At 67.1% G+C, this 13,637-nt stretch carries 12 protein-coding genes; 8 read left to right on the top strand and 4 right to left on the bottom strand.

Features of this window, described 5'->3' with window-relative positions:
- Positions 1-462: 462 nt before the first annotated feature.
- Positions 463-3,213 carry a SpoIIE family protein phosphatase gene (locus tag ACZ4WS_RS27680; RefSeq protein WP_467984436.1) on the top strand — a complete coding sequence of 917 codons (2,751 nt, stop codon included), beginning with the start codon at positions 463-465 and terminating at the stop codon, positions 3,211-3,213.
- 228 nt (positions 3,214-3,441) lie between these two features.
- Here ACZ4WS_RS27680 and ACZ4WS_RS27675 read toward each other — a convergent pair whose 3' ends face one another.
- Positions 3,442-3,741, bottom strand: coding sequence for a FluC/FEX family fluoride channel (locus ACZ4WS_RS27675; protein WP_467984434.1), 300 nt, complete (start codon positions 3,739-3,741; stop codon positions 3,442-3,444).
- Between the two features lie 296 nt (positions 3,742-4,037).
- Here ACZ4WS_RS27675 and ACZ4WS_RS27670 point away from each other — a divergent pair, with 296 nt between their 5' ends.
- The 4 genes from ACZ4WS_RS27670 (at position 4,038) to ACZ4WS_RS27655 (ending at position 8,386) form a co-directional block, all read left to right on the top strand.
- Positions 4,038-5,201 (top strand): NAD-dependent formate dehydrogenase, encoded by a 1,164-nt coding sequence (locus ACZ4WS_RS27670; RefSeq protein ID WP_467984432.1) that lies wholly within the window; start codon positions 4,038-4,040, stop codon positions 5,199-5,201.
- Positions 5,202-5,481: 280 nt separating this feature from the next.
- On the top strand, positions 5,482-5,790 hold the full coding sequence (locus ACZ4WS_RS27665) for a CU044_2847 family protein (RefSeq protein ID WP_467984430.1): 309 nt from the start codon (positions 5,482-5,484) through the stop codon (positions 5,788-5,790).
- Positions 5,791-5,820: 30 nt separating this feature from the next.
- On the top strand, positions 5,821-6,669 hold the full coding sequence (locus ACZ4WS_RS27660; RefSeq protein WP_467984428.1) for a hypothetical protein: 849 nt from the start codon (positions 5,821-5,823) through the stop codon (positions 6,667-6,669).
- Positions 6,641-8,386, top strand: coding sequence for a hypothetical protein (locus ACZ4WS_RS27655; RefSeq protein ID WP_467984426.1), 1,746 nt, complete (start codon positions 6,641-6,643; stop codon positions 8,384-8,386). The genes ACZ4WS_RS27660 and ACZ4WS_RS27655 overlap by 29 nt, the downstream gene beginning before the upstream one ends.
- On the opposite strand, the gene ACZ4WS_RS27650 is transcribed toward ACZ4WS_RS27655, so the two are convergent.
- On the bottom strand, positions 8,364-9,248 hold the full coding sequence (locus ACZ4WS_RS27650) for a radical SAM protein (RefSeq protein WP_467984424.1): 885 nt from the start codon (positions 9,246-9,248) through the stop codon (positions 8,364-8,366). The genes ACZ4WS_RS27655 and ACZ4WS_RS27650 overlap by 23 nt on opposite strands.
- Before the next feature lie 620 nt (positions 9,249-9,868).
- Here ACZ4WS_RS27650 and ACZ4WS_RS27645 point away from each other — a divergent pair.
- Positions 9,869-10,384, top strand: a complete 516-nt coding sequence (locus ACZ4WS_RS27645) for a hypothetical protein (RefSeq protein WP_467984422.1) — start codon at positions 9,869-9,871, stop codon at positions 10,382-10,384.
- A gap of 120 nt (positions 10,385-10,504) precedes the next feature.
- Here the strand turns inward: ACZ4WS_RS27645 and ACZ4WS_RS27640 are convergent, their stop codons facing one another.
- Positions 10,505-11,092 carry a cadmium resistance transporter gene (locus ACZ4WS_RS27640; protein WP_467984421.1) on the bottom strand — a complete coding sequence of 196 codons (588 nt, stop codon included), beginning with the start codon at positions 11,090-11,092 and terminating at the stop codon, positions 10,505-10,507.
- Between the two features lie 255 nt (positions 11,093-11,347).
- On the opposite strand from ACZ4WS_RS27640, the gene ACZ4WS_RS27635 reads away from it, so the two are divergent.
- Positions 11,348-12,130 carry a VOC family protein gene (locus tag ACZ4WS_RS27635; RefSeq protein WP_467984419.1) on the top strand — a complete coding sequence of 261 codons (783 nt, stop codon included), beginning with the start codon at positions 11,348-11,350 and terminating at the stop codon, positions 12,128-12,130.
- 177 nt (positions 12,131-12,307) lie between these two features.
- On the opposite strand, the gene ACZ4WS_RS27630 is transcribed toward ACZ4WS_RS27635, so the two are convergent.
- Positions 12,308-12,784: a winged helix-turn-helix transcriptional regulator gene (locus ACZ4WS_RS27630; protein WP_467984417.1), complete on the bottom strand. Its 477-nt coding sequence runs from the start codon at positions 12,782-12,784 to the stop codon at positions 12,308-12,310.
- A 90-nt stretch (positions 12,785-12,874) separates the two neighbouring features.
- On the opposite strand from ACZ4WS_RS27630, the gene ACZ4WS_RS27625 reads away from it, so the two are divergent.
- The gene (locus tag ACZ4WS_RS27625; protein WP_467984415.1) at positions 12,875-13,588 is read left to right on the top strand and encodes a nitroreductase; all 714 of its coding nucleotides are present in this window, start codon (positions 12,875-12,877) and stop codon (positions 13,586-13,588) included.
- Positions 13,589-13,637: the final 49 nt, after the last annotated feature.

The raw sequence follows: 13,637 nt of genomic DNA, 5'->3' as shown, positions 1-13,637 counted from the left end.
CCGCAATACCCCCTTCACGTCCTGGACCACCCTTGTACCAGTGCCACCCCCTCCCCCCCTCCCCCCCTCCCTCCCCCCCCCCCCCCCTACCCCCTCCCCCCCCCCCCCCCCCCCCCCCCCCCCCCACGACGATGCCAGCAGTGGCAGCAAGACACGCAGGCACGGCACGCAAAGTCGAGGGCGTGCCCACCGGATCTGGACACGGCAATCGATCTGCTTCGAGAAGCGGTGGACGCCGCTGCGGCAAACCACCGAACGCGCCAGACACCTGTCCCATCGGGGCAGCGCGCTGGACGTGCGGCGAAGGAGCACACAGGGTCTCGCCGACCAGGACACTGCGGTGGCGGGCATGGCAGAGGCCGTGCAACGCGTGCCGGAGCAGTCACCCGAGGCCGAGCCAAGTGAAGATCACTCCTCGGGCGGGCCATGGCTACTCGGGATCATGAGTGCTAGAAAGGTCACATGGCGAATCGTTTCGCCGTTTTTCGACGTCTAACGCTCAGGCCACTGGTCAGCAAGAGCCCGCGAAGCGTAGCCGGGCAGGTGTTTGTCCTTCAGGTGGCCCTGGTAGTGCTGCTCGTGGCCTGCGCCGTGTTCGCCCTCGCCCTGCAGTCGAAGCGGGACACCAACGCCGAGGCCAAGCGCCGCTCCGTAGCCGTAGCAGAGACCTTCGCGCACTCTCCTGGTGTCCTGGCGGCACTGCAGAGCCCCGACCCGAGCAAGATTCTCCAGCCGCTCACCGAGGCGGGGCGCAAGGCCGCCGGCGTCGACTTCATCGTGGTCATGGACACCAAGGGCATCCGCTACACCCATCCCCTGCCGGACCGGATCGGAAAGCGGTTCGTGGGCAACATCGGGCCGTCGCTGGCGGGGAAGGTCTACACGGAAAGCGTCTACGGTCCGCTCGGCCGCGAGGTACAGGCCACCGTCCCCATCGAGAACGCCAACGGCAAGGTGGTGGGTCTCGTCTCCGCCGGGCTGAAGGTCAAGAACGTGAGCAATCAGGTGGCTCACCAACTACCGATCATCCTGGGCGCCGGGGCCGGGGCGCTCGCGCTGGCCACCGGCGGGACAGCGCTGGTGGGCAGGCGGCTGCGACGGCAGACCCACAGCCTGGCCCCGGACGAGATGACCCGCATGTACGACCACCACGACGCGGTGCTGCACTCCGTGCGCGAGGGGGTGCTCCTCGTCGACGGCGACGGGCGGCTGCTGCTGGCGAACGACGAGGCCAGACGGCTTTTGGAGCTGCCCCCGGACGTCGAGGGACGGCTCGTGTCGGAGCTGTCGAGCCTCGACGATGAGACGGTGGCGCTGCTCGTCTCCGGGCGGGAGGCCACTGACGAGGTGTACTTCGCCGGAGAGCGGCTGCTGGCGATCAACCAGCGGCCCATGGACCACGACGGGGGTCCCACGGGAACGGTGGTGACACTGCGCGACTCCACCGAGCTGCAGGCGGTGACCGGCAGTGCGGAGATCGCACGGGAGCGGCTCAAGCTGCTGTACGACGCCGGACTCGGCATCGGCACCACCCTGGACGTGCAGTGCACCGCCGACGAGCTGGCGCAGATCGCCGTCCCTCGCTTCGCCGACTTCGTCACCGTGGACCTGGCCGACGCCGTGCTGCGCGGCGAGGAGCCGGCCCCCACGGCAACGGAGATCCGACGCACGGCCGTGTACGGCATCCGGGACGATCATCCGCTCTACGAGAAGGGCCGGCTGATCGACTTTCTGCCTTCCACGCCCCAGGCGCGCGGCTACGGCAGCGGCCGCTCCGAGTTGGTGACCGACCTGTCGACCGACACGGGCTGGCAGGCACAGGACCCGGAGCGCACCAAGGAGATCATTGACTACGGCATCCATTCCCTCATCGCCGCCCCGATCCAGGCCCGCGGCGTCGTGCTCGGCATGGCCAACTTCTGGCGCTCCAAGCAACACGAGCCCTTCGACGAGGAGGAGCTGTCGCTCGCGGAGGAACTGGTGGCCCGTGCCGCGGTCAGCATCGACAACGCCCGCCGCTACACCCGCGAGCACGCCCTGGCGGTCACCCTCCAGCGCAGCCTGCTGCCACGGGCCCTGCCCGAGCAGAGCGCCCTCGACGTCGGCTACCGCTACCTCCCCGCCCAGTCGGGCGTGAGCGGAGACTGGTTCGATGTGATTCCCCTGCCGGGGAGCCGGGTGGCGCTGGCCGTCGGCGATGTGGTCGGCCACGGCCTCCACGCCGCCGCCACGATGGGGCGGCTGCGGACCGCGGTGCACAACTTCTCGACACTCGATCTGCCGCCCGACGAGCTGCTGAGCCATTTGGACGACCTGGTGGGCCGCATCGACCAGGACGAGACGGGTGCGGAGAGTGCCGCGGGCGTCGTGGGCGCCACCTGCCTGTACGCGATCTACGACCCCGTTACGCGCCGCTGCGTCATGGCGCGCGCGGGGCACCCGGCGCCCGCGCTCGTCCACCCCGACGGAACCGTCACCTTCCCGGACCTGCCTGCCGGGCCTCCCCTCGGCGTCGGCGGCCTGCCGTTCCAGACCGCCGAGCTGGACCTCGCGGAGGGCGCCCAGCTCGTGCTCTACACCGACGGCCTCATCGAGGACCGCAGGCGCGACCTGGACGTGGGAATGGAAATGCTGCGCGATGCGCTGGCCGGCCACCCCGACCGGTCGCCCGAGGAGAGCTGTCAGGACGTGCTGCGCGAGCTGCTGCCTGGGCGTCCAAAGGACGACGTCGCCCTGCTCATCGCCCGCACCCGGGGGCTGCCGCCCGACCGGATCGCCGACTGGGATGTGCCGCTCGCCCCGGCCGCCGTCGCGGGGATTCGCAACGCCGTGTCCCAAAAGCTCGACGAGTGGGGCCTGTCCGAACTCGGCTTCAGCATGGAGCTCGTCCTGAGCGAGCTCATCACCAACGCCATCCGCTACGGCTCCGAGCCCATCCACGTCCGGCTGATCCGCGACCGTACGCTGATCTGCGAGGTGGCCGACGGCAGCAGCACCTCGCCGCATCTGCGGTACGCCGCGACGACGGACGAAGGAGGCCGGGGCCTGTTTCTGGTGTCGCAGATAACCGAGCGCTGGGGCACCCGGTACACGCCCCAGGGCAAGGTCATCTGGGCCGAACAGGCACTGCCGGAAGTCATCGAGGAGCCCGGCCTGGCGCCGGCCGATGCGGACACGGCCCCCCCTGACGAGGGGGCAGCCGGCCCGGAATGACGGGCATCGCCGCGGATCAAGGGACGGCACCTTCACCCGCATCTTCCGGCACCAGAGGAGGAGGCCGACGCGGCAGGCGACGTCCGCTGGCTGGTGTCGGTCGACTCCACGATCGTGCGGGCCGACAGGTCCGCAACCGCATCCGGCGCAGCAGCCGCGGTGGCAGGCCACCATCCTTCGACAGCCGCTAAGGCCCAAGCGGCAAAACCATCTGGACCGGACAGTCCCTCACCGCACCCACACACTCAGAACTCTGAGTCGGGTCGGCGGCCAGATCTCGAGCACATACACGAGCAGCAGCGCCAACAGGAACGAAGCGGACACGTTGACGGCGATCGTCGTCAACGGAAACGTCCCCCGAGGCGTGGGAAACGCCAGTCCCAGTACGTAGCGGGCCGACCCGCCCGGAACGCCGCCGAACGCGATCGCCGCCAGGGCGCCCCTGCGCAGACGTGAGCGGAACGGCTCGCGTGGACGGCGCGGAATCGCCTCCCGGCCCGGGATCGCCCCGCGGCTCGGGCTCCGCACCGGAGATGTATGCGGGCTCTCGGGATTCCCTCTCGGGCCCGGATTCATCCGCCCGTATCAGAAGCGTCCGTACACAACACAGTTCGGTACACACGGATCGGTACACACGGATCGGTACACACTGTCGCCCGAACTCCTGCCGCAGGCCTCATCGAAATAGTCGCATTCTTATCCACTGACCCACCTCCCTATTACCCCTGGGGATTGCAGCGCCGACGCATGCTCAACTAAAATTTAAAATCATCGGTAGCCGACCGGTTCAGCCGGAGCAGCGGCCCCACCGATGGAGGACGGCCATGGCAAAGATCCTTGCGGTGCTCTATCCCGACCCCGTGGGCGGTTATCCTCCCGACTACGCCCGCGACGAGATTCCGGCCATCACCGGCTATCCGGGCGGTCAGACAACGCCGACCCCACAAACCATAGATTTCACCCCGGGGCAGCTCCTCGGCTGCGTCTCGGGAGAACTGGGACTGCGCCGGTTCCTGGAGGACCGAGGCGACACCTATGTCGTCACCAGCGACAAGGAAGCGCCGGACTCCACCCTGGACCGCGAGCTGCCCGACGCCGACGTGGTGATCTCGCAGCCCTTCTGGCCCGCCTATCTGACCCCCGATCGGATCGCCTCCGCTCCCCGGCTCAGACTCGCGATCACCGCGGGGATCGGGTCGGACCACGTCGACCTGCCGAGCGCCATCGCCCACGGCATGACGGTGGCGGAGGTGACCTACAGCAACAGCATCAGCGTGTCCGAGCACGCCGTCATGCAGATCCTCACTCTGGTGCACAACTACATGCCGGCCCACGACTGGGTGACCGCCAAGAAGGGCTGGAACATCGCCGACAGCGTCTCGCGCGCCTACGACCTCGAAGGCATGGACGTCGGCGTCCTCGGCTCCGGCCGTATCGGCCAGGCGGTACTGCGCCGCCTCAAGCCGTTCGACGTCACGCTGCACTACTGCGACGTGCACCGGCTGTCCAAGGAGGTCGAAGAGGAGCTGGAGCTGACCTGGCATCCCGACGCGCGTTCGCTGGCTTCCTCGGTCGACGTGCTGTCGATCCACACTCCGCTTCATCCGAAGACGCAGAACCTCTTCGACGACGACCTGATCGGGGCCATGAAGCGCGGTTCGTACATCGTCAACACCGCACGCGCGCTCATCGTCAGCCGGGATGCCGTGGTGCGGGCCCTCAACAGCGGCCAACTGGCCGGTTACGCCGGTGACGTCTGGTATCCGCAGCCGCCACCGCCCGACCATCCCTGGCGCACCATGCCGTACGAGGCGATGACGCCGCACGTGTCCGGTTCGACCCTCTCGGCGCAGGCCCGCTACGCGGCCGGTACCCGGGAGATCCTGGAGTGCTGGTTCGACGGGCGCCCCATCCGCCCGGAGTACCTGATCGTCGACAGTGGTGGACTCGCCGGGACGGGAGCGCGCTCCTACACGGTCGCCGGATAACGAATATTGAGCCGGAACGGCGCAGGTGCCGCCAAGCAACGGCGACGCGAGCCTCTGGTCAGCGCCTTACTGACAGGCAACCTGATAGGCGCGGGTGCCCGGCCCCGCCGGCTTGGAGGCCCCCAACGGCACTGGAGGGCATGTGAGTTGACGCTGCGACACCAGGGGAGAAAAAGCCCGCGAGGGAAAGGCGGATCATCTGCCGTCGAGAAGTCAACCTCCTTATAATCTGCCCTACTTGTGCGATGCGAGGGAGATCGATTCGCAGCGGGGGGACACCATGAATGACGCACGCGTTCGAGTCGAAGTGGTCGAGCTGGACGATCTCGGATATCGAGAAATCCGTGAGGGATCACGGATAACGGCTCAGCTGACGGAACGAAGCGCCGAAGTGCAGGAAGCCATCAGAGAGGCGTCCAGCATCGCGCAGGACTCCCTGCAGAACCTTCCGGAACGCCCGGGCTGGAAAGTATCCGGCTTGGAGATCACGTTCGGGCTGACCCTGGCCGTGGAGGCCGGAGTCATCATCTCCAAAGCCTCCGGTGAGGCCTCGTTCGAGGTCACCCTCTCGATAGAGCGGGCGGGGTGATCCCTGATGTGCGACACATGCTGGGTGGCCATGAACCGAAACGGGCGCTGGCTTGGCGGCGGCCTGTGGTTCACGAACGACCTCGTCATCACGGCGGCCCACTGTCTGGGTCGCGGACCGGATCGCGGACCGGAACCCGGCGACCTCTTACAGGTGTACACCGCGAAGGCGCTGTTCGACGGAACCGCCGAGGAGATCTTCGACGGAAGGGTGGCGGAGCTCCCCGGCGGAGACATCGCACTGATAGAGATTGATCTCCCTCGGATACCGAACCGGAGGATCCCGCTCCCCGAGGAAGCGAAGCGGGACGACCCTTGGCACACCACCTACCGACCTGCGGTCGACGACGGAGAACTCGCGGGAACGGTCTCCTCCGCGTCCATCCGAAAGCGAGTGGGCGACGGCGAAATCATCAATGTCATTCAGTTGCTGTGCCCTCAGAACCTCGAAAACCACAAGGGGTATTCGGGCAGTCCCGTCGAACGGGAGGCGAGCGGCATGTCACCTCGCGCCACCTTGGGAATCCTTCTGCAGCAGCAGCCGAACAAAATGAACCCCAAGAAGAGTTCGAACACTCTGTACGCGGTCTCTGTGAAGGAAGCCCTCGGCAGGTTCCGGAGTCTGAGTGATCGCCAGCTGCTGGAGAGCCTGCTCCCGGAATCGACGACGCCGACGGGAGAACCCGAGCAGTCGGCACGCCACAACAACCCCACTGCCTCCCCGGAAAAGCGTCAGATCGTCGAGGACCTCCTCGACGATCTGGGGAGGGCCGACCTCCTGGGCTCACACCAGATCCAGCGCATTCGCGACTGGCTGGACCAGAACCAAACCGCACATTCACCTGACGACGGTGTGGATCCAGGAGACGACAGTGATTAGGGGTATCTCTGACGCCATCGCGATCGCGGAGAAGATCCTCTCCGACGAGGACTGGGGTACGGTCCCCGAGGAGGAGATGGACGAGTTCGTCCGGCTGTTCAGGCCCGCTGAGCTCGCCGACGAACCCGATGGGGAACTTATCGACAGGATCACCCATCTGTCCCGCCTGCTCAGCCGCCTCGGCATGCGTGACAACGCCCGGGCGATCATTCAGCGGACGCTGCGATACATGGAGCTGGTCGAGGCGGGCCAGACCGTCTTTCCGCCCTCCGCCTGGAACTGGATGGCCGTACAACTGGCGCTGCACGGCGAGATGGACGAAGCCAGACTGGTCTTGAACTACGCTCTCAACAGGGCACGCGAAGCCTCCTCCGCACCGGAGGACGCCTCCGAAGTCGTCGTCATCCTCACCAATCTGAGTGTGATCTGCCTGCGCTCCCACAACACCGAATTCGCGGAGAGCTGGGCGGGGCACGCACGCGAAGCCCTGCTCGGCGCCCCCGATCACCCCAGGGCCGGGAGGCTCCGCGTCACCTTGGCCTCCGTACTGGTGAGCATCGCGAAGGAGCGCGGTGACATGGAACGGCTCGAGGAAGCGGTGACGGAACTGGGCGCTTGCACGGGGCAGCTGCTCGCCAAGCATGGCGAGGGGCAGTCCGAAGTGCTGAGCGCTGTCGCAACCCTTGCCGACGCGAAACTGACACTGGCGCGGGCCGCCGGCTCCGAGGACGACATTCGCCGGGCACGCAGCGTCCTGGAACGAGTGGCCCAGAAGAGCATGGTGAGGTTCGGTGCGCAGAGCCCGCTCGCCCTCTCCACCCGCACCAACCTGGCCGTCACCCAGTTCGAGCTCGCCCGGTCGTCGCGCTCGGAAGACGCGGACGCCCTCATTAAAGGCGCCGTCGAATCCCTCGACTCAGCAGCCCAGTTGACCGTTGCGGCGCTGGGCGAGGATCACCCTCAGAGCGTCGCCGCCGCGGACAACCTGGCCACGGCACGAGACGACGCGGTGGCCGTGGTGGGACTGCGGGAGAACTTCAGCCACTTCTATCGTCCTCGCGACAACGAGCGCCGCAATGTCGCCAAGTCGGAGGCCATCAGGCGGGAGAAGGAGCTGATCCGCATCATCGCGTTCGGTGGCGCTTCCTACTTCATGGGACCGCTGGAACGCTACAAATCCGCCATCGAGAAGAAGCTGGAACAGGGGGCTAAGGTCAAAGTGATCATCAGCAGTCCCTGGAACAGCACGGCGTCTTACTTCCTGGTCGGCGAGGCTCCGGCGGAGCCCGGCGAAACAACGCCGTTGAACACCCCTGATGTCGCCATGCGCCACATCGAGAACGGCGACTACATGCAGACGTTCAAGCCTGTGATCGCCAGTTACCGGCGGCTCCGCGACACCTACGGGGATCGCATCCAGTTGCGCATCGCTCCTCAGGACATCACGGGTACGAGCCTTCTCACATCCGAAGTCGGTTTCTTCGAGCCCTACATGACCGCTGATCCCCGCCATCGCACGCGCCGACCTCTCACGACGTTCGAGATCGAGTTCGGCGAGATCAGCCACTTCTACGGAGTCGACTCCGAAGGATTCGAGCAGTACTGGGCCGTCTCGTACACGGTCGAGGAGTACGAGAGCTGGGAGGAGGAGTTCAAGTCCCGGCGGCGACGGGATCTGGAGATTCAGTGGGCGATCATGTCGGGTAGGTCGAAGTGAAGTTGGCCTTGTTGCCGCCGCTCGCGACGGAATCCCGCAGCCATGCTGCCCCACTCTCATAGAGTTCGAAGAACGAGCCGAGGCGACGCTCCTCGCCCTCGTCGATGACAACCGCGCCGCCGTCCGGGTCGATGAAGAAGTAGTTCCCGTTCCTCGTCGAGTTGCGGTAGACGCGGAGTTCCACGCCACGGTCAGCCGCCGCCTTCGAGCACCGCCGCACAACCTCCTCGAATTCTCCCGGCACCACCGTCAGGACATCTCGGTTGTCGGCTCCGTAGTTGGTCTCGGACATCTCGTAGACCTTCCAGATGTCCGGCAGAACAGGGTCGTCCTCGATCAGGTCGAGCACCCGGTCGGCGCCCTTCGCGTTCAGTCTCGTCACCACCGTGCCCAGCTTGATCCGCACTGCTGGAAAGGATCGCCGGACCTCTCGGAGCAGAGCGATGACCCGCTCCCGGTGACGTGCGTTCCCGATGCGCATCGCGGCGTGTTCGCTGGAGTCGGCTGACTCCAGGGGCAGGGCGATCCACGAGAGATGCGGGAGGATCTTCTCCATGGCGGGGATCGGAGCCAGCCCGTTGGTCGACAGCACGACCTGCGCTCCAGGCTCACCCGTCGGGTACGGTGCGCCCAGGCTGGCCGCCAGTTTCCCCAGGTAGGGAAGCAGCGTTGGCTCTCCGCCGGAGATCACTACGCCCTTGACGCGCTCGGCCCGCAGAATCTCGACCACGCGAAAGGCGTCGTCCTCCCCCATCGAAGAAACACCGTGGCGAGGGCCGTAACAGAAGGGACAGGAAAGATTGCAGCGCCCCAACGGACGGAAATCCACGTAATCGGGCAGGCACCTCTGAGATCGGATCATGGTGAGAGCCGGCTCCAATGGCGTAGGGCGGAGTAGTTGCTGGTGCGACCATAGGGGAAGGCGGGCTCAGCGAGTGGCAATGGCCGCTCGTCCGGGGCAACTACCTGCACTGCCAGGACGGTGACTTGGTTCGGCATGTTAGGCGGAGTCGCTGCTGTCCCGATCACCGTGGGGTTGCGTCCACGTTGCCCGATGCGTCGGGCAACGGTGCCACTGAGCCATTCGTTCGAGGGCGGGCAGGTGGCAGCGAGCTGGTCACCCTGCGCCGGTCTTTGCTCATGCCCGGCCACCGAACCACCGCCGACCAGATCACGCTGTGCGCGCTCAGCCTGTCGTACGACCCTGCGCTCGCGCCGAATTGGGGGCTCACCCGGAACGGGTGCCGGACGCCGTCGATACCGATCAGCTCGCTGCAGTCGCGGCCGAACTCAACAGCAGGCCTCGCAAGACCCTCGGCTGGGACACCCCAGCCCAATGCCTCGATAGGCGTCTCGCCAGCTGACGTCTCGTGATCTTAATGTCCTTACCGGTCATCGGATTTCGCCAGGGTGATGGTGCTCGTCGGGTTCGCCAGGTCCATGGCCTAGGGAAGTCCGGTGCGGCGCCGATGGATACAGTGCATGCTGGTGCGCATGCAACAGGCCGATGCGGCACGCCGATTCCGCGACGCGAGATCCAGTGTCTACGCCTATATGGACGAGATTCTGATCAGGTGTCCCCGATGCAGGAGCCTCGCCCGGGTTGTGCACCACCCGCATTTCGAGCCGCCGTGGCCGCAGCGTCCCGTCATCAGACCCCGGCGCCTGGCCTGCCGGGCCTGCGCTTACGCGCGGGACATGACGGGACACTCGTTTCGGCTACCGGGGAATGCCGCAGACCAGGTCGACGATCCATTCTTCGGGCAGCCCTTGTGGTTGCAGACGTCGACCGCGCACGGATTGCTGTGGGCCTACAACCTGAGGCATCTGACGGCCATTGAGCAGTACGTCGCGGCCAGCCTGCGCGAGGATACCTGGGCTGATACCGGGCTCAGGATGACGATGTTCGCCAAACTTCCGGCGTGGCTCAAGCGGGCCCACAACCGGGATGAGAATTTGCGTGCGATCGCCAGGCTGCGCTCGTCCGTCGTGAACTGATGCCTGCGGCGGTAGCTCACTCAGCGGTATCACGACATCGGCCGGCACAGCCGGGCTCGTCACCAGGCGCTAGCTGACCACCAGTGTTGCGATGATCCCTCGAATCCGCCCCATCCGAGGTCAGAGCCCGAAGGCTCCGCCTTCGATGAGAATCAGCAGACCGATGGCGATGAGGACGACGGGCAGCAGGATGTGGCCCCAGCGGCTGAGGGCCTTGGCGATGACGGGGCGGGTGGCGAAGAACTTGCCCGCGACGCACCACACGGCCACCAGGATGAGGAAGACGATCGCGTAGACGCTCATCCCGCCCACGCCGGCCGTGGCGAAGACGGGAACGTAGACGCCGATGTTGTCGCCGCCGTTGGCGAAGGTGACGGCGGCGACTTCCCACGGGCTGGGACCGCCCTGGTGGGTGCCGCTGCCTTCGTCCTCGTCGCCGTTGCTGTGGTTGCGCCATGCCTGCCAGGCGGCCTTGAGTCCCAGAGCCAGCGGCAGCAGGCCGAGGTAGGGGATGGCGGATTCCGGCAGGAACGTTGCGCCGAACGCCGCGGCGCCCGCCACCACGAGGATCGCGGCGAAGCCGAGGTACTGGCCGAGCACGATTCTGGTAGTGGCGCCACGGTGCCCAGCTCCTTGGGCGAAGAACAGCGAGAGGATCAGGATGTCGTCGATGTTGGTGACCGCGAACAACCCAACCGCCTGCCCCACAATGCCCAGGTTCACTGAATACGCCCCGCTCTACTTCGTCCCTGCTCCGACCCGGCGACCCTACGAGAGGACGGCGGGCCCTCCTCTCCCGGCAGGAGGAGCGGTGGGGCCAAGTCCCATCCGTAGGTGGGGCCGACGCTCTCACTGACTCGTCCGGGTGAAACCCCCGCCCCGCCGGGCCCGATGCACCTGGCGGCGGCTCCGGATCGGCATCGTGGCGGGCGTTGTCCGTACCGGACCCTCAGGAGGAAACGCATGCTCGGCACCGAGTTCCGTACCGGATCGCCCAACTGGATCGACCTCGGCAGTCCCGACACGACCCAAACCGCCACCTTCTACGGCAACGTCTTCGGTTGGGAGTTCGTCTCCGCCGGGCCCGAAGCCGGCGGGTACGGGTTCTTCCAGAAGGACGGCAAGACCATCGGCGCGCTCGGGCCCCTGACCGAGGAGGGCGCCCGCCCGGCCTGGACGACGTACTTCAAGACCGACGACATCCAGGACACCGCCGGCAAGGTCGTCGCGGGCGGTGGCTCCGTGCGCGCCGAGCCCATGGACGTCATGGGCGAGGGCTGGCTGGCCCAGTTCACCGACCCCCAGGGCGCGAAATTCGCCGTATGGCAGCCCGGGAAGACCAAGGGCCTGGAGACGGCGTCCGAAGACAACACGCTGGTGTGGGTCGAGCTGCACGTCCAGGACCCGGTCCGCGCCATCGCCTTCTACAACAGCCTGTTCGGCTGGCGGACCGCGGAAATGCAGGCACCCGGAATGACCTACCGGGTGCTCAGCATCAAGGACGGCGACCAGCAGGACGGTTCCTTCGGCGGCGTGGCACCCCTCCAGGAGGGGCACCAGGACGCCCGCTGGGTGCCCTACTTCGCCACCGCCGATGCCGATGACATCGTCAGCAAGGTGGAAAAGAACGGCGGATCGGTGCTCATGCCGGCCTCCGACGTGCCCGACGTCGGCCGGATGGCGTGGCTGGCCGACCCCCACGGCGCGCAGTTCGCCGTACTGAAGCCGAACCCGCGCCAGGGCTAGGGAGTGTCCGATCACCGGATCGTTGAACCGGTCGTGAGGGATGCTCCTGGGCTGTCGGACGCCGCGCGGGCGGTGATCGCGCCATTGTTGCCGCCTGCGGGCCCACCCAGCACCCAATCGGCGGCGCGTACAGGAGACGCCACCTGCTCCGGCCGTAGCGACGCGGAGGAGCCGGTTTCAAGGCCGCTCGGCGGGCCGAGTGAAGTGGGCGATCAGGCCGGGACCGGGTTCGGGTGTGATGTCGTGGGCGGTGACGTCAGTTCCGCAGGTGTCGCAGGTGAGCGTGACGTGGGCTTCGCCGCTGCAGTCGCGGTGGCGGTAGCGGGCGGGTGGTCCGTCGGGCGCCATGTAGGCGTCGCCCCAGTCCCTGATCGCCATGAGGATCGGGTAGATGTCGTGGCCCTTGCGGGTCAGCCGGTATTCGACGTGGTCGCCGCCGTCCGCCTGCCGCCGGTCCAGGATGCCGTGCTCGACCAGCCGGCCGAGGCGGTCCTGCAGCCGACTGCGGGAGATGCCGAGCGCGCTCTGGAACTCGTTGAACCGGCGCACGCCGGAGAACGACGCCTTCAGGAGCAGCAGCGTCCAGCGGTCACCGAGGATCACCAGCGGGCGCGTGATCGAGCACGGCAGGTCGGCGAGGTCTTCGTAACGCACGCCACAACCCTACCGCCGCGGTTCCAAAAAGAGACCACCCCGGATAGTGTGCGGTCTCGAAAAGAGACCGCACCAGCGGAGGCCGCCCCCGTGAACCCGACCAGCCCCCACCTCGGCACCGACACCAGCACCGACCTGCACGAGGCGTTGGACAGGATCCTCACCGACCGCTGGACCTGCCGCCAGTTCCTGCCCGACCCCGTCCCCCGGGACACCATCGAGCGCCTGCTGCTCCTGGCTCAGCGCACCCCCTCGTGGTGCAACACCCAGCCCTGGCACGTGCACCTCACCGAAGGCGCCGCGACCGAGCGGCTGCGCGCAGACCTCCTGGCCCACGTCCAGAGCAACCCGCCGGCACCCGACTTCCCCTTCCCCGCCCAGTACACCGGCGTCTACCGCCGGCGCCGCCGCGAGTGCGGCCTCCAGCTGTACGGCAGCCTCGGCATCACCAAGGGCGACCAGGAACGGACGCTGCGGCAACTGCTGCGCAACTTCGAGCTGTTCGACGCCCCACACGTCGCGATCATCACCACAGAGGCCGGCCTCGGCGTCTACGGCGCCGTCGACTGCGGCCTCTACATGCACACCTTCCTGCTCGCCGCCCACAGCCTCGGCCTGGCAGCGGCACCCCAAGCCGCTCTCGCCTCTTACGCCGACTTCCTCCGCGACCACTTCGAGATCCCGGACCACCGACGGGTCGTGGCAGGCATCTCCTTCGGCTACCCGGACCTCGACCACCCGGTCAATTCCTTCCGCACCAGCCGCGAAGAACCCGAGAACGCCGTCACCTGGCACACCGACTGAAACCACTCCGGGCGCCGTGCGATGCGAAGGGATGCGCTCACGCTTCTCC

The sequence above is a fragment of the Streptomyces sp. NPDC029292 genome, from assembly GCF_055569295.1.
This window is presented reverse-complemented; position numbering and strand designations above follow the sequence as displayed.

Bases quoted from the DNA above. Each gene is read 5' to 3' on its own strand.
- ACZ4WS_RS27680 (WP_467984436.1), top strand. From the start codon at position 463: ATGGCGAATCGTTTCGCCGTTTTTCGACGTCTAACGCTCAGGCCACTG.
- ACZ4WS_RS27670 (WP_467984432.1), top strand. From the start codon at position 4,038: ATGGCAAAGATCCTTGCGGTGCTCTATCCCGACCCCGTGGGCGGTTAT.
- ACZ4WS_RS27665 (WP_467984430.1), top strand. From the start codon at position 5,482: ATGAATGACGCACGCGTTCGAGTCGAAGTGGTCGAGCTGGACGATCTC.
- ACZ4WS_RS27660 (WP_467984428.1), top strand. From the start codon at position 5,821: ATGAACCGAAACGGGCGCTGGCTTGGCGGCGGCCTGTGGTTCACGAAC.
- ACZ4WS_RS27650 (WP_467984424.1), bottom strand. From the start codon at position 9,248: ATGATCCGATCTCAGAGGTGCCTGCCCGATTACGTGGATTTCCGTCCG.
- ACZ4WS_RS27645 (WP_467984422.1), top strand. From the start codon at position 9,869: ATGCTGGTGCGCATGCAACAGGCCGATGCGGCACGCCGATTCCGCGAC.
- ACZ4WS_RS27635 (WP_467984419.1), top strand. From the start codon at position 11,348: ATGCTCGGCACCGAGTTCCGTACCGGATCGCCCAACTGGATCGACCTC.